The organism is Streptomyces sp. DSM 116793, from assembly GCF_057320905.1.
In genome coordinates this window covers 640,358-663,082 of sequence record NZ_CM170494.1, presented here as the reverse complement: position 1 = coordinate 663,082, position 22,725 = coordinate 640,358, and the positions used below count along the sequence as shown (strand labels likewise).

Here is a 22,725-nt window from a genome sequence, read left to right as displayed (position 1 = left end):
GCCCTCACCCCCAACCCCCCTCGCCCCCATCTCCGTCAGGAGCGCCTTGCATGGCTGAGACCACGACCGCCCCCGCCACCGCAGAGGACCCCCGCGACTACCCGATGTCCCGCGCGTCCGGCTGCCCCTTCGACCCCCCGCCCCAGCTCGCCCGGCTGCGTGAGGAGGTGCCGTTCTCCCGGGTGCGGATCTGGAACGGCACCATCCCCTGGCTCGTCACCCGCTACGAGGACCAGCGTGCGATCCTCAGCGACGAGCGGTTCAGCGCCGATTGGCGGCGCCCCGGCCACCCCGTGGCGAATCCCGGCTTCGCGGCCCGCATCGCCAACAGCACCCGGGTGCCCTTCATCCTCATGGACGACCCGGAGCACAACCAGGTGCGCCGCATGTTCACCTCGTACTTCTCCGTCAAGCGGACCCGGGCGCTCCAGCCGAGGCTTCAGGAGATTATCGACGAACTGCTCGACGGGATGGAGGCGTCGGGCCCGCCGGTGGACCTGGTCTCGTCGTTCGCGCTTGCGCTGCCCTCGCTGGTGATAGCGGAGATCCTGGGCGTGCCGCGCGAGGACCAGCCGCTGTTCCAGCGCGAGTCGCGGGCGCTCCTCTCCATGGACATCGAGCCCGACCGGGCCGTCAAGGCCAACGACACACTGACCGAGTACCTCGAAGGACTGCTCGCCGAGAAGGAGCGCGATCCGCAGGACGACCTGCTCAGCCATGTGCTCGCCGACCATGTGCACACCGGCGCCACCAGCAGGGAGCAACTGGTGCAGGACGCGATCCTGCTGTTGAGCGCCGGCCACGAGACGACGACCAACATGCTCGCCCTCGGCACCCTCGCCCTGCTGCGCAACCCGGAGCAACTGGCCGCCGTGCGCGACGCCGACGACCCGGCGCACACCGCACTCGCCGTCGAGGAGCTCCTGCGCTATCTGACCATCGTGCAGACCGGCCGGCGGCGCGTCGCGCTGGTGGACGTGGAGGTGTCCGGACAGCTCATCCGCGCGGGCGAGGGCGTCATCCTGACCATCGACTCGGCCAATCGCGACACGGCCGTCTTCGAGGACCCCGACCGCCTTGATGTGACCCGGTCCAACGCGCGGCACCACATGGCCTTCGGCCAGGGCACCCACCAGTGCCTCGGCCAGAACCTGGCACGCACCGAGCTCCAGCTCGCCTACCCGGCGCTGCTGCGCCGCTTCCCGACGCTGCGCCCGGCGATCGAGGAGGACGCCATCCGCTACAAGCACGACGCGGTGGTCTACGGCGTCCACGAGCTGCCCGTCGCCTGGTGACCGCCCGCGCCGCCGGCCGCCGTCCCGCTCCCGTACCGGGACGGCGGCGGGCGGCGCCCGACCGACATCAGGTCCGTGGCGGCGCAGCAGCCCGTCACCCGCTGAGAGGCGAGAACACATGCGCGAGCACATGAGAGGTGCCGCCGGTCGGGACACGACCGCCCCGGTCCGTTCCGCGCCCACCGCCGGGAGGATGGCGTGAACCTTCGCAGGATCGTCGTGGTCGGCGCGTCCGCGGCGGGCAACACCGCGGCCCGGACGCTGCGCGACGAGGGCTTCGACGGTGAGATCACGGTGGTCGGCGCCGAGGACCTGCCGCCCTACGACCGGCCCCCGCTGTCCAAACAGCTCCTGGAGGGCAGATGGGAGCCGGACCGGGTGAGCCTGCCGCCCGCCCCGGAGGTGTCCTGGCGGCTCGGCGTCGCGGCCACGGCCCTTAACGCAGGGGCCCGCCGGGTGTCGCTGTCGGACGGGTCCGTCCTCGGCTACGACGGCCTGGTCATCGCCACCGGCGTGACACCGCGGCACCTGCCGTCCGGGCACGGCCTCGCGGGCGTGCACACCCTGCGGACGCTTCCGGACACCCTGGCGCTGCGCAAGGAACTCCAGGACGCCGCGGACGTCGTGATCGTCGGCGCCGGCTTCCTCGGCGCGGAGGCCGCGGCCACGGCGCGCGCCCTCGGCAGGACGGTGACCCTAGTCGACCCGCTGCCCGCGCCCATGGTGCGCCAGTTCGGCCCCCGGCTCGGCGGGCGGCTCGCGCGGCTGCACACCGAACACGGTGTCGCCGTGCGCACCGGCACCGGCGTCGCGGAGCTGACCGGCGACGGCGGCCACATCACGGCGGTGCGGCTGACGGACGGCACCCGGGTCCCCGCGGACGTCGTCCTGGTCGCCGTCGGCTCGGCGCCCGCGACCGGCTGGCTTTCGGGCAGCGGGCTCTCGCTGAGCGACGGTGTCGACTGCGACGAGTCGTGCCGCGCGGCGCCCGGCGTGGTGGCCGCGGGCGACGTCGCGAGCTGGGTGCACCCCGGCGTCGGCCGCCGGATCCGTCTGGAGCACCGGATGAACGCCACGGAACAGGCCATGGCGGCGGCACGCACACTCCTGGGCACGGGGACCCCGTTCGCCCCGGTGCCCTACTTCTGGACCGACCAGTACGACGTGAAGATCCAGGCCTACGGCGCCTGGACCGACCGGGCCGTGTTCGAGGCCGTCCACGGCGACCTCGACGCCGACCGGTTCGCGGGCGTCTTCCGCGAGCACGGCACCGTCACCGGCGTACTCGGCTGGAACCTGCCCCGCGAGACCCGGACCCTGCGCACCACCTGGCTACGCCCGCACGGCGCCTGACCGCGCATGGCGTCCCACCGGCCGACCACCCCGATCTCATGGGCGGATTCACCCAACTGGGTCCAGACGGTGGCCGACAGCGGGGACGGGATCTCGGCGTACGATTCGTGGATAAAGCCAGGGCACCTTCTGACGTGTCCGGACCACCGGCCGGCGGTGCGTTGCTCGGTCCCACGCGGCGGAGCCGCATATCGACACGGCCCCGCGCCGCTGACGGGGGTGGCGCGGGCCGTCGGCAGACCCGCCCCGACGGGGGCCGAGGCGGGGCGGCGGCGGGCCCGCCACGGGCCGAAGTGGGTCGACGGATCCTGCAAGGTGCCCTTACAACGCCGTGGGGTCGCCGGGGCCCCGCCCCGACAGGACCTCCCCGTACGCCTGCATCAGGTCCGGCAGCCGGAGCGTCGCGAGGTCCGTGCGGCCCGGGGTGCCGGGGTACCCGGAGAGCCGCAGGTCGCGGTAGGCACAGCTCTTCTCGTAGAGGGTGCGCAGGAAGCGGCCGTTGCCCAGCTCGTCGATCCAGCCCTGGTCGACGACGTGCCCGCTGATGGAGCGGAGTTCCTCCAGCGCCTCCTCGTCCCAGACGTCGCCGTTCTCCGCGGCCAGCACCTCGCCGATCGCGGTGAGCTCCAGGGGACGGTACGAGGGGAAGTCGACGCGGGTGGTGAAGCGGGACGAGAGACCGGGGTTGGCGGCGAGCAGCCGGTCCATCCCCTCGGGGTAGCCGGCCAGGATCACCACGAGGTGGTCGCGATTGTCCTCGGCGCGCTTCAGCAGCACCTGCAGTGCCTCGTCGCCATAGGCGTCGCCCTTGCCGTACCCGGTGTTGGACAGGGCGTACGCCTCGTCCACGAAGAGGACGCCGCCGATGGCGGAGTCGATGAGCTCATTGGCCTTGACGGCGGTCTGGCCGAGGTACTCGCCGACCAGGTCGGCGCGCTGCGCCTCCACCAGATGGTCCCCGCCGAGCAGGCCGAGGGCGTAGAAGACCCGGCCGAGGATCCGGGCGACTGTGGTCTTGCCGGTGCCGGAGGGCCCGGAGAAGACGAAGTGGCGCTTCGGGGGCTGCACGGGCAGGCCCTGCCCCGCGCGCAACCGGGCCATGTTGAGCTGCGCGGAGAGCGCCTTCACCTGCCGCTTCACCGGCTCCAGGCCGACCATGCGCTCCAGCTCGGCGAGCGCCTCCTCCAGGAGTGCGGGATCGGCGGGGCCCGCGGGCAGCTGGGGCGGGCCGGCCTGCACCGGCACCACGGCCTTCTCGCGGACGGTGTCGGTCTCGCCGGTCACGCCGGGCGCGGGCGTCGGCTCCGGATCGCCCAGCTTCAGGTCCCGGCCCTCCATCCCGTAGAGCGGATCCGTGCCGTCCACGGCGTCCACGCTGTCCTGCCCGACCCCGGCGAGGGCGATGGCGGCGACGTCTGCGGCCTCGTCGTACCCGTCGCCCTCGGCTATCGCGGCCAGCCGGGCCGAGGTGTCCATGAAGGCGGGGTCCACCCGGTGCACCGCGCGGTACAGCGGCAGGGCCGCCGCGCTGCGGCCGGTGCCCTCGTGGGCGCGGGCCAGCCAGTACCGCAGCTCCTTGCGCTGCGGCTGCTCGCTGCGGCAGCGCATCAGCGCGGCCGACAGCAGCGGCTCCGCCTGCCCGTACATGTCGAGCCGGACCCGTGCCATACCGCCGAACAGGCCCGCCTCGATGCCGAGCATGGGATCGTCGAGCAGCGGATCGGTGTGCCGGACGAGCTGCTCCCAGTCCTTGACGAGATAGGCGCGGCAGGCGTGCAGGAAGCGGACCTGCCCGTCGGCGTCGACCGGCGGGAGCCCCGCCAGCGCGCGGTCCAGCTCGGGGACGTGCCGGCCGTCCAGCCAGTGCGAGGCGTGCGCGAGGAGCAGATCCCGCGGCGACTCCAGCACGGGCTGCACCCACCAGCCCAGCCAGTACCAGGAGTTGAGCGTCCTGCGGTGGCGGGCGCGCTGCTCCCCGAAGCGGTCCCGGTGCTGGAACATCCTGAGCAGGGCGGACGTGGTGTCGATGCGCAGCGCGTGCAGCCCCAGCCAGCCGTCGGCCATACCGGGGTCGAGCCGCACCGCCGTCCTGAACTCCTCCTCGGCCTGCGGATAGGCACCCATCGTGTAGGCGTCGACTCCCCGGAGCCAGGCCAGGTCGGCCGGGGCGGGTGAGCCCTGCGTGCCGAAGTCCATCACGTCCCCCACAGACCGTGCCCCCGTGGTGTGCCGACGGGTTTTGTGCCCGCCGACTCCTTCGCCGAACCGTTGTGCCGTGGACGGGAATTGACTCGGTGCTCTGAGCGGCCGTCCGGTAACTGCATCGCACAGCATCGTACCTGCGCGGCAGTGGCGGGCCGAAGGGTGCCGCACTGTGGGATGGGCCGCGTTTGAAGCACTTGGGGCGCATGCCGGGCCGCTGCCCGCAGAGGTGGCGGACCCAGGGCGAACCCCAGAGCGGTGACCCAGGGTGAGGGAGAGTCGGTGTCTGTGATCAAGACAATGGGGACGCAAAGGACAGAACGAAGCCCCCGATCACGGGGGAACAACCGGGGGCTTCGCGTCTGCGGGGTCTCGAAAGACCGCACATTGAGAACGTAAGACCTGTACGCCCCCGGGGTCAAGCCGAGTTGGGGTACTTATGGAAGTCGTTTTCCGCCTGTTTAGTTAACCGGCGGGTAGTCGTCACGGTATGTGATTGCCTGAGCTGATCCTGCTGTGGGGAACGCGCCGGGAAGTCCTCCCGCGGGTCCCGGCAGTACCGCGTACGCCGGCGGTGGCAGGGGTGCCAGGGGCCGCTCGGGTCCCGGAGATTGCTCCGGCACGCCGGTTCCCGCGTTTTTCCGCCGTCCCTCGGTGGCCACGGCCACCGGCGCTCCCGCCGGCCTCGGGGGCCGCACCCGGTCGCACTGCCGTACGAGGAGGTGGGCGAAGGGGCGGGACGGATCGGCCGCGAAGTGCCGCTGCTCCGCGAGGGTCCAGCCGTCCCAGAACGCGTCGAGCGCGGGCCCGTCCCGGCGCCGGCCGCGCCGCCAGGACTCCTCGCGCGGCAGGTCCATCCAGAGCAGGCAGGCCAGCGCGGGCCGCAGCGCGGCGCGCCCCGCACCGACCCCCTCGACGAGCACGACGGGCGCGGGCGGCAGCTCCACCGCCGGGCCGCGGCGGCGCGCACGCCAGTCGTAGGGGCGGTAGCGCGCCGCCTCGCCGCGGCGCAGGGGCTCGATCACCTCTTCTTGCAGTCGCCCGGTCCAGCCGAACAACTCCTCGTGCGTGGCGAGGTCGTCCAGGGCGAGGACGGGGGCCTCGCCGAGCGCGGCGGCCAGCAGCGTCGTGAAGGTGGACTTCCCCGATCCCGCGTGCCCGTCGACGGCCACCAGGCGGACCGGACCGCAGGACGGCGCCAGCCGGTGCAGGGCGCCGGCCAGGCGGGGGAGTGCGGCTGGTGTGATCACCGTGTCCAGCGTACCTGCGAGGAACCCTTCGCCGGCCGTCCCCTCGCCGGCCGTCCCCCCACTGGCCCCAAGGGGTGGGAGGAGCCCCGGGACACAGCCCCGCTCCCGGCGGCGTGCCCGGACAGGCGGCCTCGGACGTTCACTGGTAGAGGCCAATATTGGTGGCCCTCATGGTCACTTGGCGCTGGCAGAAGGCGGGCCCCAGCGGTCATAGTGGCCCCACAGGCGTCGTTGTGGCCCACCGCCGCGCATCGCGACCTGCCCTGAGGGGCTGAGTGGACTGGGGGTTCCCTGGAATGACCAGAGCAGCCGACAGCAGCAGAGCCATCACCGAGAACGGGACGCCTCCGGCGTCCGCGGGCGACCCCGGCACGCAGGCCGGGGTCGCCGCATCCCGGCGCGCCGTGCTGGCCGCCGCCGCGTCCACCGCGCTCGCGGCGACGGTCACCGCCGCCGTCCCGGCCGCCGCGGCGGCGCGCACCCCCGGCGCGCAGGCCGCGGCCGGCCGCAGTGGGCACGCCCGGAAGGAGGACGGGGTCCCGCAGGTGGACTACCACGCCTGGACCTCGTACGCCGACTGGCGCGGGGGCACCGCGGAGGGCACCCTGGCCGTCGGCGGCGCCCGACCGGGCCTGACCATCGCCACCCCCCTCGGCACCACCGACTACACCGACCCGCACACCGGCACCACCGCGACGTGGGAGTACGCCCGCTGGACGTCCCCCGTCCACCAGCTGACCGTGCCGGCCACCGAGGCCATCGCGTCGTGGAACGCAGCCACCCCCGCGGGCACCTGGATCCAGGTCGAGCTCCAGGGCACCTACTCGGACGGCGCCGCCACCCCCTGGTACGTGATGGGGCGCTGGGCCGCGGGCGACGCCGACATCAAGCGCACCTCCGTCGACGGCCAGTCCGACGGCCGCAGCAGCGTCTACACGGACACCTTCGCGATCGACGACACCGCGTCCGGCCTGCGGCTGGCCTCCTACCGGCTGCGGCTGACGCTGTACCGGAAGCCGGGCAGCAAGGCGGCGCCGCTGGTGTGGCGGCTGGGAGCGATGGGCTCCGACATCCCCGACCGGTTCACGGTGCCCGCCTCGACGCCCGGTCTGGCCAAGGAGCTGACCGTCCCGCGTTTCTCGCAGGACGTGCACGCGGGTCAGTACCCGCAGTACGACGGCGGCGGCGAGGCCTGGTGCAGCCCCACCTCCTCGCAGATGATCATCCAGTACTGGGGCCACCGGCCGTCCGCCGCCGACCTGTCCTGGGTGGACCCGTCCTACGCCGACCCGCAGGTCTGCCAGGCGGCCCGGTACACCTACGACTACCAGTACGAGGGCTGCGGCAACTGGCCGTTCAACGCGGCCTACGCGGCCACGTACCCCGGGCTCCAGGGCGTCGTCACCCGGCTGGGCTCGCTGGGCGACCTGGAGAAGCTGATCGTGGCGGGCATCCCGGCCATCACCTCCCAGTCGTTCCTTGAGGAGGAGCTGACCGGCGCGGGCTACGGCACGTCCGGGCACCTGATGACGGTCATCGGGTTCACCGCGGACGGCGACGTGATCGCCAACGACCCCGCCTCGCCCGACGACGACGCGGTGCGCCGCGTCTACGACCGGCGCGAGTGGGAGAACATCTGGCTCAGGACCAAGCGGTACAACGCCAAGGGCGACGTGGTCTCCGGCACCGGCGGCGTCTGCTACCTGTACTTCCCGGCGGCGCCGACGGCGGCCCAGGCGGCGGCTCTGGCAGCCGTCGGCGTCTGCTGACGCGGGCGCCCGAACGAGCCGGTGAGGCAGCCGGGCCGGCCGGCAGGGAGACGGTGACGAGGCTCCGCCCCGTGAGCGGGGGCGGAGTCCCGTCGGGCGGGGCGGAGCCTCGCCGGCGGGCCCTGGAGAGCGTCGTCCGTCCCGTGCGGCCGGCGCCTCAGCCCGTGCCCTGGTCCTCCGGCACGTCCGGCCGGCTCCAGGTCATGGTGATCTCGCCGCCGAAGTGCACGTATCCGGCGCGCCGGAACGCGTTCGCCATCGGTGTGTTGCCGAGGTCCGTGCCGGCGCGGATGCGGGGCACGCCCTGCCCGGCGAGGACGCGGGTGCCCTCGGCGAGGATGTCGCCGATGTGGCCGCGCCCGCGGTGTTCGGGCAGCACCCCGATGTAGGCGATGATCGGGTTGTAGCCGTTGGGGGCCGGTATGACGAAACCCACGGGCTCCCCGCCGGGCAGGATGGCGACGCGCTACCAGTGACGGGGGCTCGTGTAGCGGGCGAGTTCCGCCTCGTAGTGCCTGACCGCCGCCGCCCGCGCGGACATCCGGGCCAGGTCGGCGCGGCTGTGCGCGTCCAGCGTGCCGTCCAGCACGGCGGTCATCAGGGTCAGCAGGTCCCCGCTGTCCCGCACCGGCCGGAACTCCAGACGGTCACCGGGCGGCGGGACGGGCGTTCCCGGCCGCCACTCCAGGTGGAGCCGCTCGACGAACGGCCGGGCGCCGGCGCGCGCCAGGATCGTCATACGGTCCCGGACGGCGTCCCTGGTGGCCGGCGCCGCACGCCAGTCGGGCGGCACATGGCGGCTGTACTCGGGTGGCCGGGATCCGCTGCGGAGGGTGGCGGCCATCGCGGTGCGCAGCAGCCGGATCCCGACGTCCAGGCGTTCGGGGCCGGGAAGGGTGTCGTCGACGTCGAGTACGTCCAGCAGGAACGGCGTACCGCTCCCGGGCCGGCTCCACCAGGCGACCCTGGCCGGCAGCCGGTCGCCGTGCAGCGCGACCCACATCCACTCCGGCCGTCGGCGGCCCTGGGCGAGGTCGTCCGGCATTTCCGGGTTCAGGACGTAGGGCAGCCGGTTGAAGAAGTCGGTCTCGTGGCGCCCGGTGAGCGGGCGCATGGTCAGGTTGATCGATTCCACGGTTGAGGCACGCTCCGGTGAAGGTGCCCGTCCGCTCCGGGGTCAGCGCTGGTGGCCGCCCCGGGAGGAGACGAGCGCGGTGGTCATGGCAGTCATCGGCTCACCCCTCCTCTCGCTCTGTCGTGGCCCCGCGGTCCGGTGCGGGGCTGGGGGCCACCATGCCTATCCGACCGCGGTGCTGTCCGCAATTCCTTTTCGGGCGCCGGGGACGTCCGCGGGACGGCCCGCGCCCTGGTCCGGCCGAGCCGCGGCCCACTCCTGGAGCAGCGCCTGGTACTCGGCCCGCTGCCGCCCGCTGAGCCGGCCGCCCGAGCGCACCATCAGGGCGCGGATCTGCTCGTTCAGCTCGGCTGCAGACCGCGGTCGGGACTCGGACATCGAGGGCATGGTGGAAGCCTAGGTGCCATTGCTGGCAAAAGCCTATGAGATGGCGTGCATTGGCCGGTGAGCTGCACCACGCGCAGCGTATGACCCGGGGTCACAGCAGTGGGGACTGCCTTGTCCGCGGCGCGCGGTCCTCCCAGGATGGGCCGGACATCCGTCGCGAGGGGAGACCGCCGTGCCGCGCCGAGACCGCCCCGGGCCCACCCCGGTGCCGCACGGGCCGAGGCGTCCGGCGGTGTGCTCCGGCCCCACCGGAAGGCCCTGAGGTGCCCGGGACCCTGCGCGTGCCGCACGACGACCCGCGGCTGCGGTACCGGGGCGCGGTCTCGCTCCAGCGCGGCCCCGGCTGGACGGCGCCCTGGCGGCTGCCGCACGAGGAGGCCGCGCTGCACCTGCCGGAGGGCGGCACCGGGCGCGCCGCGATGCCCGCCGGGGTGCGGGTGACCTTCCGTACCGACGCCCGCGCGCTGCGCTGCCTCTACCAGGCCGACCCGCCGCCGCGGCTGAACGGACCCCAGGAACTGCCGCACCTGGACGTGCTCTGCGGGCAGCGGCTCCGCACCGTGCTGCTCGACGCCGACGGGCGCGACCACGGCTTCCGGGTGGGGCTGCCCGGCCGGCCGGGCGGGGCGCCGGGCCTGGTGGAGCTGTGGCTGCCGACGTATGCGCGGTTCCGGCTGCGTGAACTGGTCTTCGAGGGCGCCACGGAGCTCCTGCGCGACGACCGGGAGGGGCCGCGCTGGGTGCTCTACGGCAGCTCGGTCTCGCAGGGCCGCGGCGCCGCCTCGCCCGCCCGGGCCTGGCCGGCGCTGGTGGCCCGCCGCACCGGCTGGGACCTCACCTCGCTGGCGCTCGGCGCCGCCTGCTACCTCCAGCCGATGACCGCCCGGCTGATCCGGGACCTGCCAGCGGACCTCGTCACCGCCTGCGCCGGCATCAACATCCAGGCGCTGGGCACCCACAACGGCGACTCGCTCGCCGCCGCCGTGGTCGGCTTCGTGGCCACGGTGCGGGAGGGCCACCCCACCACGCCGTTCATCCTGATGTCGACGATCGTCGCGCCCGACCGCGAGGACGTGCCCGGGCCCTCCGGGCTCACGCTCGCCGCGAGCCGGGGACACATCCGCCGGGCCGTCGAACTGCTCCGCCGGCACGGCGACAGGTGGCTCGGCTACCTCGACGGCCTGGACGTCTTCGGCCCGGAGCTGGCCCACCTGCTGCTGGAGCCCGAGGGCATCGACCGGCTGCACCTCTCGCCGGCCGGCCACGCCGTCTTCGCCGACCGCTTCCTCGCCCGGGTGGGGCCCGGCCCCGGGCCCGGACCGCTGCGGCCGACCCCGCTGAGCCAGCCTGTGTGTACCAGTAACAGCATGAACGCAGGTCTGGCTGAAGGCTGACGGCGGGGCGACGATCGGACGGCGAAGGATCGTCCGTCCGCAGAGAGGAAGCCCGTGTCCGGCGCCTCAGAGCCCCCCACGACCGACGCGACGACCGACGAGACACCGCACGCCCCGCCCCCGCAGACGCTGCACTGGGCCCGCTACACCGGCGTCTACCTGCTGCTCTTCCTCATCGGCACCGAGACGTTCCTGATCTCGCCGCTGCTGCCCACCATCGCCGACTCGGTCGGTGTCACCGAGGCCGCGGCGGCGACCAGCGTCACCGCCTACACCATCGTCTACGCCGTCACCGCGCCCTTCCTCGGTGCCGTCTCCGACCGCTTCGGGCGGCAGCCGACCATCGTCGCGGGTACCGTGTTCTTCCTGCTCGGCAATGTCCTCGCCGCCGTCGCGGGCACCCTGACGGTACTGGTCGCGGCCCGGGTGCTGGGCGCGCTGGGCGCCGGGCTCGCGGGCCCCTCCATCTGGGCGCACCTCGCCGAGACCGCTCCGGAGGCGGTGCGCGGCCGGGCCGTCGGGCTCGGCATGGCGCTGTTCTCGGCCGGGCAGGTGCTGGGCGTGCCGGCCGGCAGCTTCCTCGCGGGCTGGGGCGGCTGGCGGTCCTCCTTCTGGGCGCTCGCCGCGCTCACCCTGGCAGCGCTGCCCCTGGTGCACCGTCAGACCCGCTCCCGCCTGCCGCGGCCCGCGGACCGCCCGGGGCTCCGCCTCGGGGCGGTCTTCGAGGTCTGGCGGGACGGGGTGCTGCGGCACACGCTCGTCGTCGTGCTGTTCCTGCAGGCCGCCAACCTCGGCGCCTACACCTACCTGGGGGCGGTCCTGCACGAGCGCTTCGGCCTCTCCGTCAGGGCGCTCGGGCTGCTGGGCATCCTGGTCGGCGCGGGCAGCGCGCTCGGGTCGCTCACCGCCGGGCGGATCGGCGACCGGGCGCGCCGGCGCGGCACGGGCGACGCGCTCTGGATCCCGGTGTGGGCGGCGGTCCTGGGCGGCTCCGCGGTGCTCGCGGTGCTCGGCACGCCACTGCCGCTGGCCGGCGCCGGCGTGCTGGTCTGGTTCTTCGCCGGCGGCGCCTTCGGCACCAACGTCCAGACCCTGCTGCTGGACGCCCGGCCCGCCCTGGGCGCCACCTCCAGCTCCTGGAACAGCGCCACGCTGTACGCGGGCACCGCGGTCGGGGTCGCGGCGGTCGGTCTCTTCCCGGACGCCGGCACCGGCAGCGCCCTCATCGGCGGCGGCCTCGCGCTGCTGTCGGCGCTCACCGCCCTGCCCCTGGTGAGCCGGCTGCGCGGCCCCGGGGACGGCGCCCGGGGCGCGGCAGCCGCCGGCCCGGCCACACCCGGCGGCGTGGCCCCCGCGGCCGACGCCGCCGCGGCACCGGCGGCCATCCACGGACCGTCCGCCGCCCATCCCACGGACGCACCGAAGGCGGTCGATCCGTCATGAGCGCGCCCTCCCCGGCACCGGCCCACGGACCGGGCCCGGAGCCGGCTCCGCCCGGCCACGCGGCGCCGCTCGCCACACAGGGCGGCCGCCCGGCCGCGGCCCCGCAGACCGTTGTCCCGGCCGGCGCCCTCCCGGCCGTCCCCCGCGAGGCCGCCGCCCCCGAGGCCCTCGCCTCCGCGCCCCCCGGCCCCGCCGCGCCCCGGGACGCCGGTGACCCTGCCCCGGAACCGGCGACCCCCGCCCCCGTCGCCGTGGACACCAGCAGGGCGTACGCGGACGCCCTGGACGGCATGCGGGCGATCGCCGCGCTCATGGTGATCGCCCTGCACACCGGGATCTACTCGGGGCAGGTGGCCTCAAGCTGGCTGGGCATCGGGCACGGCGGGGCCCTGGGGCCCGTGCTGTCCCGGTTCACCCTCGGAGTGCCCGTCTTCTTCGTGCTCTCCGGGCTGCTGCTGTACCGGCCCTACGCCAATGCCGGGCGCGACGGCGGCCCCCGCCCGTCCGCGGCCCGCTACCTGTGGCACCGCGCGCTGCGCATCCTGCCCGCCTACTGGGCGGTGACGCTGGTGGCCCTGGCGGCCTTCGCCCCGGAGACCTTCCGGCACCCGTGGGCGACCGTGCGCCCGCTCGCGCTGCTGCACATCTACCAGGCGAACGTCATCCCCGTCGGCATCACCCAGACCTGGAGCCTGGCCACCGAGGCCTCCTTCTACGTGCTGCTGCCGCTGCTCGCGCTCGCCCTGCACCCGCTGCTGCGCAGGCCCGCCGCGGCGCTCACGGCGCTGGGCGCCCTGGAGGCCGTCTCGCTGGTCTCGGTCGTGCTCACCCATCTGCCGGACGCGGGACCCTACCCGGCCGCCGGCTTCTGGCTGCCGCCGTACATCGGCTACTTCGCGGCGGGCATGGCCCTCGCGGTGCTGGCCTCCCGCGGCACCGGACTCGGCGCGCTCGCCCGCCACCCATGGGCGGGCTGGGGCGTGGCCGTGGCCGCCTACGCCGTGGAGTCCACGCCGCTGACCGGCACCACGTCCGTCTACCCCACCGTGTCCCAGGCGCTGCTGCAGCACCTGCTGGACCTGGTGGTCGCCGTGGCGCTGGTGGCGCCGCTGGTGCTGCGCACCGACCGGGGGCCGGCCCCGCTGCTGGCCCGCCGCGCACCGGCCCGGCTCGGCAGGATCTCCTACGCCGTGTTCCTCTGGCACATGGTGGTCGTCGAGACCTTCCTGCGGCTCACCGGCGAACGGGCCGGCGGTGCCGCGTTCGCGGTGCTCTTCCCCGTCACCGTCGCCGTCACCGTCGCGATCGCCGTTGTCTCCGACATCCTGATCGAGAAGCCCGCGCGCCGGCTGCGCCGCGCCACCGACGTCCCCTCGTCACCGACGCCACTGTGAGGAGCACCACCGATGGCCACCCCGAACCCACAGCTCCGCTGGGGGGTCAACCTCCCGCTGCCCGCGGTGCAACCGCGTGAGAGCCGGCGGACCGTGCAGGCGCTGCCGGACCTGGGATACGACGACGTCTGGACCGGCGAGGGCAGCGGTGTCGACGCCTTCACCCCGCTCGCCGCGGCCGCCGCGTGGCAGCCGCGGCTGCGGGTCGGCACGGGCGTGGTGCCGGCGCAGACCCGGGGCCCCGGCGTGCTCGCGGCCACCGCGCTGGGCCTCGCCGAGCTCGCCGCCGGGGGCGTCCTGCTCGGCGTGGGCTCCTCGGTACCCGCCCATGTCACCGCGCTCAACGGCCTGCCGCACGCCGGACCGCTGGAGACGGTGCGGCGCACGGTGCGGGCGGTGCGCAAGGAACTGGCCGGCCGCCCGCCGAAGGTGATCGTCGGCGCGCTGCGGCCCCGGATGCTCCGGCTGGCCTACGAGGAGGCCGACGGGGCGATCCTGAACATCCTCACGGCCGAGGACGTGCCGAAGGTGATCGGCGCCGCGGGCGGCCCGTACCCGGACCGCGAGACGGTCGTGAAGATCTTCCTGTGCCCGACGCCGAACGCCGACGAGGCGCGGCGGGCCGGCCGCGGCTTCCTCGGCTGGATCCTCAACCAGGCGCCGTACCACGCCTTCCACGAGTGGCTCGGCCGCGGCGAGGAACTGCGCGCGTCCCACGAGCGGTACCAGGCGGTGGACCGGCAGGGCGCCGCGCTCGCGCTGCCCGACGCGCTGGTCGACGAGCTGTGGCTGCACGGCGAGCCGGACGAACTGCGCGAGCGCATCGCCCGGTTCGTGCACCCGGGCGTCAGCACCGTGCTGCTGTACGTGGCCCCGACGGCCGCGCTCGCCGCCCGGCCCGACCGGCTGCCCGAGCTGCTCGCCCGACTCAGGCCGCAGCTGTGAGCCCCCGGCCCGCCGACGGCAGCGCACCCGTCGGTGCGACTCGACCGGTCGGTGCGACTCGACCGGTCGGTGCGACTCGACCGGTCGGTGCGACTCGACCTGTCGGCTCGATGCCACCTGCCGGTGCCACGCCGTCCGCCGGTGCCACACCGTCCATCGGGGCCGCCCCGTCCGCCGGTGGCATCCCGTCCGTCGGCGCCACCTCGCGCCATGAGGCCGTCACCGACCCGGTACGGGCATGGGCGCTCGCGGCCGAGGGCCGGGCGCCGCTCGGGCACGGTCCGCGCGGACATCGAGCATGCCGGGCGGCCCGCCGTGCGCATCAGACCCGGCACGGGAGGGCGCCGCGGCACCCTGCTGTACCTGCACGGCGGCGGTTACCGGGCGGGCTCGCCGCGGGTGTCGGAGGGCGCCGCGTCGTTCCTCGCCGCGGAGCTGGACGCCGAGGTGCTGCTGCCGTCCTACCGGCTGGCGGGGGAGCGGCCGTTCCCGGCCGCCGTGCGGGACGCCACCGCCGCCTACCGTGCCCTGCTGGAGGGCGGCACGCCGCCGGAGCGGGTGGCCGTGCTGGGCGACTCCGCCGGCGGCGGGCTCGCGGCGGCCGCGCTGCTGGCCGCACGGGACGCCGGCCTGCCGGGGCCCGCCGCGCTCGGTGGCCTCTCGCCCTGGTACGACCCCACCGTGACGGCCGGCGCCTACGAGCGCTGCCGTACCACCGACACCGTGCTCAGCCGTGCCTCGATGCGCGACTCCGCGGCGCGCTACCTCGCGGGCGCCGACCCCCGCACCCCGCTCGCCTCACCGCTCTTCGCGGACACGGCGGCGCTCGCCCGGCTGCCACCGGTGCTGGTGCAGTGCGGCGCCGGGGAGGTGCTGGCCGACGACGCGGCGGAGTTCGCCCGCCGGGTCACCGCGGCCGGCGGGCGTGCCGTGCACCGGAGCTGGCCCGGCCAGGGGCACTGCTGGCACCTCGCGGTGCCCGGGCTCCCCGCCGCACGGGAGGCGCTGGCGGCCACGGCGGCGTTCCTGGGCACCCATCTCGGATGACGGAGGCCGAGCGCCGGAGACGACCGCCGACCGCCCACCCGGGGTGACGCGGACCTCCCGGCCGAGGCGATCGGGACCGCCCGCCCCGGTGGCCCGGGCCGTCCTCCCCGGGTGGCGCGGGGCACCGGCCGGACGTCGCGCGGGCCACCTGGCCCGGGGTGGCGCGAGTCACCCGCTCGACGCGGCGCGGGCCGCCGTCCGACGTGGCGGAGACTTTAGAGGCTGTGCCCTCGCGCCGCCGCTGCCGACCGTTATGCTGCCCCCCGATTTCCGTAACCAGGCGGCCCTGCGGGGAGGGCGAGGATGGAACTCAAGGCGTTGCCCTGCCACCGCCGACCCGTGTCCGATGCCGGGTCCCCGGGGTCCGCTGACAGCGCCGTCGGACCACTGCCGACGGCCTGACCTGCTGCCATGACTCCGACGAGCGGGAGGCCACAACCCCGTGCACACCCCCCACGAGCACACGCCTGTCAGCGCCCACCCCAAGGAACTCGGCTTATTCCTGCGGGCCCACCGCGAACGCCGCCGCCCCGAGGACGTCGGGCTGCCCCAGACGGGGCGCCGCCGTACGCCGGGCCTGCGCCGCGAGGAGGTCGCCGCGCTGTCCGGTGTGGGCCTCGCCTGGTACACCTGGCTGGAGCAGGGCCGGGTTGTCTCCTCCAAGAAGGTGCTGGAGGCCGTGGCGAGGACCCTGGGCCTGGACACGGCGTCGTACCGGCATGTGCTCGCGCTCGCCGGGCACCTCCCCCCGGACCGGGGCGAGACCGAGCACGGTGCCGTCGCCCGCCGCACCCAGCCCCTGCTCGACTCCTGGGAGACCAGCCCGGCCGTGCTGCTGGACTGCCGCTTCGACATCACCGCGTGGAACGCCGCATACGCCGCCGTCTGGTCCGACCCGGCGCGGCTGCCCGCCAGCCGCCGGAACCTGATGTGGTGCATGGCAGGCGACCCGGCCCTGCGCGAGGGCCTCAAGGAGTGGGAGGACGTGGCCCGAGCGGTGCTCTTCCACTTCCGCGCCCAGACGGCCCGCCGCGCCGAGGACCGCCGCACCCAGGAGGTGTACGCGGTGCTCAACCACGACTTCCCCGAACTCGCCGACTGGTGGAACTGCCAGGGCGTGGACGATCTGACGGCGCGCGAGGTCGCCGTGGTGCTGCCCGCCGGGGAGCTGCACCTGACGTTCTCCGCGTTCCGGCCGGTCGACGACCCCGAGGCCCTGGTGCTGGTGCAGGCGCCGGTGGGCGAGCAGGACCGCGCTCTGGTGTCCCGTCAGCTGCACGAGCGCGGCCGGTGCGGTGAGGCCGCGCTCGGCGGCGGCCTGGTGCGGATCGGTGCGCGGACGGCGATGCGACGGGTGGGGTGAGGCCGTGTGGGGCCTCGCGTCGGGCCCCGGCGCTGCCCCCGCCGTCCGGGGCGCTGCCGTGCCGGCGCCGCGACCTCGCCCCCGCTCCTGGTGGGTGACCCCCGCTGCGGGCCTCCTTCTAGCGCTGCTCCCCGCGCCCCTCCTCGCGCGGCCGATGTCGCGGGTGTGCTTGCGGCGCTCCGGGTCTCTCGCGCGGTTCCCCGCGCCCCCTGGTGGTGGCCGTGGTCGTTCGGCGTATCGAGTTCGGCTCACCGGAAGAACGCCAGCAGTTCCGCGGCCGTCTCGCGCGGCGCCTCCTCGGGCAGGAAGTGCCCGCAGTCCAGGGCCCTGCCGCGTACGTCGTCCGCCCAGCGGCGCCAGACGGCCGGCACATCGTGGTGGCGGGCGGTGGGGGACCGGCCGCCCCACAGCGCAAGCACCGGCACGTCGATGCGCCGGCCGCGGGCGAGGTCGTCGGCGTCATGCTCCGCGTCCGGGCCGAACATGGCCCGGTAGTCCTCGCACATGGCGTGCACGGTCGCCCGGTCGGACACCGCGCGGCGGTACGCCGCCAGCGCCTCGGGGGCGAACAGCCGGGCGTGCGCGCCGAAATAGAAGGCCTCGGGATCGGCGGCGATCAGCGTCTCGGGCAGCGGCGCCGGCTGGGCGAGGAAGAACCAGCGCCACAACCGCCGGGCCACGGCCGCGTCGGTGCGCGCCAGCGCGTCCGCGGTGGGCACCACGTCCAGGACCGCGAGCCGGGTGACCCGCCCGGGGTGGTCCAGGGCGAGCCGGTAGGCGCAGCGTGCGCCCCGGTCGTGCCCGGCCACGGCGAAGCGCTCGTACCCGAAGTGCGCCATCACCCGTACCTGGTCCAGCGCCATGGCGCGCTTGGCGTAGGGCAGATGGCCGGCATCAGTGGGCGGCTTGCCGCTCGCCCCGTAGCCGCGCAGATCGGTGGCGATCACCGTGAACTCCCCGGCGAGCAGTGGTGCCACCGCATGCCACATGGCATGAGTCTGCGGAAATCCGTGCAGAAGAAGCAGAGGTGGGCCGCTGCCGCCCCGCTGCCCGTGCACCGGCACTCCGTCCGCATCCACCGTAAACGACTCGAATCCTGCGAAGCGCATTTGCGACAGCATAACGCCCGGTCCGGCGTGTGGAATTCAGCCAGGCATGGTGTTATCGGGAGTCATAGGATGCCGGGTGGTCCCGGTATCACCTTGATATTGACGGTGCTCACCTCGATTTCTACTGTCGAGCTCATGATTTCGGGGGGAGTCCGCGTACGCGCCACGGCCTGTGGCGCTTGGCACCGGGAACTCTTCCATCGCGTCTGTATCGCCCCTGACATCGCAGTTCGCAAGACACCCGCGAAGTACGGGAGGGCGGTCCGTGCCGGAGAATTCCATGATGATGAGCCACGCCGAGAGAAGTGCGTTGTGGCAGCAGCGCCTCTTCGAGGCCGAAGCGGGCCTTACCCGGTATCTCACGGAACGGCGTGGTGGGCGCGATCTCGCCGACTGGATCACGGTACGGGGCGAGGTGTTCTCGGGGCTGCCGGAGAGTGACGGCGAACCGGCGGCGTGGCAGCGTGTGTTTTTCCGCGCCCAGGCCCTGATGGAGCGCTTCCTCATCTCCCGGTACGGCCATGGCGAACTGCGCGCCTGGGCCGAGGCCAACGCCCAGGTGCACCGCTATGTGGAGCCGGACCGCGGGCAGGGCGCGCTGGACCCGGTGCTGCGCATCGCCCGGCAGGCCGAGTTGTACGCGTCCCGGTACCGGCTGCTGCACGCCGGACGGGACCGCGCCGGGGTCGAGATCGCGCACTGCGCCATCTGGGACTACCGCGAGAAGGCGCGCAGCCGCGGTGTGCCGCTCAGTCTGAAGTCACCCTGCGAGTACTGCACCCACGCCACCGCGGCCAACATCGCCGTCAAGGGGTATGTGCCGCGCCACGAACTGCTGGACGGCCCGGACGGGCACGGTTGCCGCTGGGAGGCCGTCGCCATCGGCGATCCCGCGGCCGGCGATCCTGTGGCCGGCGATCCCGCGGCCGGCGAACCGGCTCCCGGCCACCGCGCCCTCCTCCAGGACCCCCGCGGAGCCGGCCCCGCCCCCGCCCAAGGCCCTCGTGGCGCCGGCCGCATCCCCGCTCCGGACACCCGCGGCGTCGACCACCCCGCGCGGCCCCGCGCCGGAGGGGGCGGCGCATGTGCGGCATAGCCGGCTGGGTGGACTTCGGCCGCGACCTGCGCGGGGAGGCCCGGACGGTGCGGGCCATGACGGACACGATGGTCCGCCGCGGCCCCGACGCCGGCGACGTCTGGCTCGGTGAGCACGCCGCCCTCGGTCACCGGCGGCTGGCCGTCATCGACATCGAGGGCGGCGCCCAGCCCATGCGGGTGCACGACGACCGGGGCCGGCTGCTCGCCGTCATCACGTACAGCGGCGAGGTCTACAACTTCGCCGAGCTCCGCCACCAACTCGCCCTGCTCGGGCACCGCTTCACCACCCGCTCCGACACGGAGGTGGTGCTCCGCGCCCACCTGGAGTGGGGCGAGGCATCGGTCACCCGGCTGAACGGGATGTTCGCCTACGCCGTCTGGGACGCCCGCGCGCAGGAACTGCTGCTGGTGCGCGACCGTCTCGGCATCAAGCCGCTGTACTACGCGCCCGGACCGGGCCGGCTGCTGTTCGGCTCGGAGCCCAAGGCGGTGCTGGCCAGCGGTCTGGTCACTCCGGAGCTGGACGCCGAGGGCGTCGCCGAACTGTTCGCGGTGCCCGCCGCCCCCACCCCGGGTCACGCCGTCTACCGCGGGCTGCACGAGGTGCGCCCCGCGCACACGGTGCGCTTCACCCGCGCCGGCCTCACCACCCACCGCTACTGGGAACTCGCCTCCGCGCCCCACCCGGACACCCCCGAGCGCACCGCGGCACACGTCAGGGAACTGCTCACGGACATCGTCCGCCGCCAGCTCGTCAGCGATGTGCCGCTCGGGCTGCTGCTCTCCGGCGGCCTGGACTCCGGCACGCTGACCGCGCTCGCCGTCGCGGAACGCCGCGGCCGCCACGCGGAGAAGACCGCCACCTTCTCGGTGGACTTCCCCACGGGCGAGGAGCCCGAGAGGCTCGGCGACTGGAACCGCGCCGAGGACGCCCCGTACATCGCCGAACTGGTGTCCGCGCTGGGTACCGCCCACACCTCCGTGGTGCTGCCCGGAACCGAGCTGCTGGCGCACCGCGACATCGGCCTGACCGCCCGCGACCGGCCCGGCTGGGGCGAGCCTGACGTCTCGCTGCACCTGCTCTTCCGCGGCGTGCGGGCGCATGCGACGGTCGCGCTCTCCGGCGAGGTCGCCGACGAGGTCTTCGGCGGCTACCCCTACTTCCACCGGCCGCCGGGCGAGCCCCTGGACGCCTTCCCCTGGCTGACCGGCACGTCCACGCCCGCCGCCCTGCTCAGGCCCGATGTGGCCGCCCGCGTGAGGCCCGCGGAGTACACCCGTGAGCGGCTGCGGGACGCGCTCGCCGACGTGCCCGCGCTGCCCGGCGAGCAGGGCGCCGAGCGGCGCGCCCGGCAGATCACGTACCTCGCCCTGACCCGCTGGCTGCCCGCCCTGCTGGACCGCAAGGACCGCATGAGCATGGCCGCGGGCCTGGAGGTCCGGGTGCCGTTCGCCGACCACCGGCTCGTCGAGTACCTGTGGAACGTGCCCTGGGCGGTCAAGAACGCGGGCGGCACCCCCAAGGCGCTGCTGCGCCGCGCGGTGGCCGGTCTGCTGCCGGGCTCGGTGCGCGGCCGCCCCAAGAGCGGCTACCCGGCCAGCTCGTCACCCGCCTACCGGCGGGCCCTGCACGACCGGGTCGCGGCGCTCACCCGCCGGGACTCGCCCGTCTTCGAGCTGGTGGACAGGGGCGCCGTCCGGGCGCACCTGGAGCGTGGCACGGTCCTCCCCGGGCCGCGCGCCGCCCCGCACCCCACCGGCGGGCTCGACTACCTGCTCGCGCTCGACACCTGGCTGACGGAGTACCGGGTGAGGCTGGTGTGAGGCCCCGCCCGCCCCAGCGCCGCCGGCCCGGCCCAGCGGCGCCCGCCTCCCCCGACCCGTCCCCCGCGGTTCCGCTTCGGCCACCGGCCGGTGGGGCCGGTCGCCCTCCCAGTGCCTCAACGGCATGGGCGGTGCCCCCGACGCGGCGAGGCCGCACGCCGAAACGGCACCGCGCCCCCTGATGGGCGCTTCGCGCCCGTCCCGTACCCCGTGAACGTCCGACTACCCCGGGAGACCGCCGCATTGAGTTCCTACGCCTCCGTGGTCGAGCCGCGCGGCGCGCTGGACGGCGCGCGGTATCTCGCCTCCCTGGACGACGGGCGCGCCGTGTGGCTCGACGGTGAGCGGGTCGAGAACGTCGCGGAGCACCCGGCGTTCACCGGCCCGGTGCGGGAGCTGGCGCGCCTGCTCGATCTCCAGCACCATCCCGCACACCGCGACCTGCTCACCGTCCCCGACCCGGGCGGCGGGCTGCGCATCGGCCGCGGCTACCACCCGCCCCGCAGCATCGAGGACCTGACCGCGGCCCGCAGGAGCGCCGCCGTGTGGATGCGGGAGACCTGGGGGCAGCACGGCCGCGCCCCGGCGTTCATGGCGTCCATCGCGGTCGGCCTCTACGACTTCCGCAACCGCCTGGAGAGCAACAGGCCGGGCTTCGGCGGCCACGCCGAGGCCTGGTACTGCTTCATGGCCGAGCGGGACCTGCTGCTCACCCACGCCCTCGGCGACCCCCAGATCGACCGCGGCGCGAGCCCCGTGGACCACCCCGACCACGCGCTGCGCATCCTTGCCGAGGACCCGGACGGAATCGTGGTGCGCGGCGCCAAGCAGCTCACCACCCTCGCCCCGTTCGCCCACGAGGTGCTGGTCTACCTCTCGGCGTCCTTCGCGCAGCGCGGCGCCGAGGAGTTCGTGGTGTGGTTCGCACTGCCGATCGCCACCCCCGGGCTGCACATCCTGTGCCGCGAGCCCTTCGGCGCCGGCGGACACGGCCACGCCCACCCCTTCGCGTCCCGCTTCGACGAGCAGGACGCGATGCTCTTCTTCGACGATGTGCGGGTGCCCTGGGACCGGGTCTTCCTGATGCACGACGGCGCGCTGGCCCGCGAGGGCCTCGGCCGCATCAACGCCTGGAGCCAGTACGTCGGCCAGGTCCGCTACCAGGAGCGGCTGCGCACCCTGCTCGGCGTGGGCACCCTGCTCGCCGAGGCGATCGGCGTCAGCGGCTTCCGGAACGTCCAGGAGGACCTGGGCGAACTCACCGCCTACGTGGAGATCCTGGACCACTTCCTGGCCGCGGGCGAGGCCACCGCGCACCGCACCGACGGCGGCCTGCTGGCCCCAGGCCCCACCCCTGCGGCGGCGATCTGGGCGGCCTCGGTCGCGGGCCGTGCCGTGGACGTCGTCCGCGCCATCGGCCAGTCGGGCCCCCTGATGCAGCCCACCGAGAAGGACCTGCGGAACCCGGAGCTGCGGCCCTTCCTCGACCGCTGGATGCACGGCAAGGACATCGGCGCGGCCGAGAAGTCCCGCCTGTTCCGGCTGGCCTGGGACCTCACCTCCGACAGCTTCGGCCAGCGCCAGCACCTCTATGAGTCCGTGCACCGCGGCGACCTCGCCCGCAACCGCATCAACCTCTTCCACCGGCACGACCAGACCGACGTCCGCGAGCGCATCCAGGCGCTCATCTCCCGGCCCCTGTGACCGGCCGCCAAGG

Annotated in this window: 15 protein-coding genes and 2 pseudogenes; 12 read left to right on the top strand and 5 right to left on the bottom strand. The window is 74.7% G+C overall.

Annotation, left to right across the window (positions count from 1 at the left end):
• The first annotated feature begins 50 nt into the window (after positions 1–50).
• Together ACSMXW_RS02855 and ACSMXW_RS02850 are read left to right on the top strand one after the other, a co-directional pair.
• On the top strand, positions 51–1,295 hold the full coding sequence (locus ACSMXW_RS02855; protein WP_485803773.1) for a cytochrome P450: 1,245 nt from the start codon (positions 51–53) through the stop codon (positions 1,293–1,295).
• A 198-nt stretch (positions 1,296–1,493) separates the two neighbouring features.
• Positions 1,494–2,648: an NAD(P)/FAD-dependent oxidoreductase gene (locus ACSMXW_RS02850; RefSeq protein ID WP_485803771.1), complete on the top strand. Its 1,155-nt coding sequence runs from the start codon at positions 1,494–1,496 to the stop codon at positions 2,646–2,648.
• A gap of 321 nt (positions 2,649–2,969) precedes the next feature.
• On the opposite strand, the gene ACSMXW_RS02845 is transcribed toward ACSMXW_RS02850, so the two are convergent.
• The gene (locus ACSMXW_RS02845; protein WP_485803769.1) at positions 2,970–4,844 is read right to left on the bottom strand and encodes an AAA family ATPase; all 1,875 of its coding nucleotides are present in this window, start codon (positions 4,842–4,844) and stop codon (positions 2,970–2,972) included.
• 713 nt (positions 4,845–5,557) lie between these two features.
• Positions 5,558–6,097, bottom strand: a pseudogene (locus ACSMXW_RS02840) (uridine kinase family protein); the annotation flags it as partial.
• Positions 6,098–6,396: 299 nt separating this feature from the next.
• Between ACSMXW_RS02840 and ACSMXW_RS02835 the strand changes: the two are divergent.
• Positions 6,397–7,869, top strand: a complete 1,473-nt coding sequence (locus ACSMXW_RS02835; protein ID WP_485803767.1) for a peptidase C39 family protein — start codon at positions 6,397–6,399, stop codon at positions 7,867–7,869.
• A 157-nt stretch (positions 7,870–8,026) separates the two neighbouring features.
• Here the strand turns inward: ACSMXW_RS02835 and ACSMXW_RS02830 are convergent.
• A pseudogene (locus ACSMXW_RS02830) lies at positions 8,027–8,983 on the bottom strand (GNAT family N-acetyltransferase).
• 183 nt (positions 8,984–9,166) lie between these two features.
• On the bottom strand, positions 9,167–9,391 hold the full coding sequence (locus ACSMXW_RS02825; RefSeq protein WP_485803766.1) for a hypothetical protein: 225 nt from the start codon (positions 9,389–9,391) through the stop codon (positions 9,167–9,169).
• 281 nt (positions 9,392–9,672) lie between these two features.
• Between ACSMXW_RS02825 and ACSMXW_RS02820 the strand changes: the two genes are divergently transcribed.
• The 6 genes from ACSMXW_RS02820 to ACSMXW_RS02795 all read left to right on the top strand — a co-directional run bounded on the left by ACSMXW_RS02820 (position 9,673) and on the right by ACSMXW_RS02795 (position 16,977).
• Positions 9,673–10,785, top strand: a complete 1,113-nt coding sequence (locus ACSMXW_RS02820) for a GDSL-type esterase/lipase family protein (RefSeq protein ID WP_485803764.1) — start codon at positions 9,673–9,675, stop codon at positions 10,783–10,785.
• A gap of 54 nt (positions 10,786–10,839) precedes the next feature.
• Positions 10,840–12,228, top strand: coding sequence for an MFS transporter (locus ACSMXW_RS02815; RefSeq protein WP_485803763.1), 1,389 nt, complete (start codon positions 10,840–10,842; stop codon positions 12,226–12,228).
• Entirely contained in the window at positions 12,225–13,622 is a 1,398-nt protein-coding gene (locus tag ACSMXW_RS02810) for an acyltransferase family protein (protein ID WP_485803762.1), read from the top strand. Before ACSMXW_RS02815 ends, ACSMXW_RS02810 begins: the two co-directional genes overlap by 4 nt.
• A gap of 12 nt (positions 13,623–13,634) precedes the next feature.
• Complete coding sequence (locus ACSMXW_RS02805; protein WP_485803760.1) at positions 13,635–14,567, top strand: LLM class flavin-dependent oxidoreductase; 933 nt, start codon at positions 13,635–13,637, stop codon at positions 14,565–14,567.
• A 315-nt stretch (positions 14,568–14,882) separates the two neighbouring features.
• The gene (locus tag ACSMXW_RS02800) at positions 14,883–15,614 is read left to right on the top strand and encodes an alpha/beta hydrolase fold domain-containing protein (protein ID WP_485803759.1); all 732 of its coding nucleotides are present in this window, start codon (positions 14,883–14,885) and stop codon (positions 15,612–15,614) included.
• A 442-nt stretch (positions 15,615–16,056) separates the two neighbouring features.
• On the top strand, positions 16,057–16,977 hold the full coding sequence (locus tag ACSMXW_RS02795) for a helix-turn-helix domain-containing protein (protein WP_485803757.1): 921 nt from the start codon (positions 16,057–16,059) through the stop codon (positions 16,975–16,977).
• A 248-nt stretch (positions 16,978–17,225) separates the two neighbouring features.
• Here the strand turns inward: ACSMXW_RS02795 and ACSMXW_RS02790 are convergent, their stop codons facing one another.
• Complete coding sequence (locus ACSMXW_RS02790) at positions 17,226–18,086, bottom strand: alpha/beta fold hydrolase (protein WP_485803756.1); 861 nt, start codon at positions 18,084–18,086, stop codon at positions 17,226–17,228.
• Positions 18,087–18,351: 265 nt separating this feature from the next.
• Between ACSMXW_RS02790 and ACSMXW_RS02785 the strand changes: the two genes are divergently transcribed.
• The 3 genes from ACSMXW_RS02785 to ACSMXW_RS02775 all read left to right on the top strand — a co-directional run bounded on the left by ACSMXW_RS02785 (position 18,352) and on the right by ACSMXW_RS02775 (position 22,712).
• Positions 18,352–19,182, top strand: coding sequence for a hypothetical protein (locus ACSMXW_RS02785; RefSeq protein WP_485803754.1), 831 nt, complete (start codon positions 18,352–18,354; stop codon positions 19,180–19,182).
• Positions 19,170–21,008, top strand: coding sequence for an asparagine synthase (glutamine-hydrolyzing) (gene asnB, locus ACSMXW_RS02780; protein WP_485803753.1), 1,839 nt, complete (start codon positions 19,170–19,172; stop codon positions 21,006–21,008). The genes ACSMXW_RS02785 and asnB overlap by 13 nt, the downstream gene beginning before the upstream one ends.
• Positions 21,009–21,251: 243 nt before the next feature.
• On the top strand, positions 21,252–22,712 hold the full coding sequence (locus ACSMXW_RS02775) for a 4-hydroxyphenylacetate 3-hydroxylase family protein (RefSeq protein WP_485803751.1): 1,461 nt from the start codon (positions 21,252–21,254) through the stop codon (positions 22,710–22,712).
• Positions 22,713–22,725 lie beyond the last annotated feature (13 nt).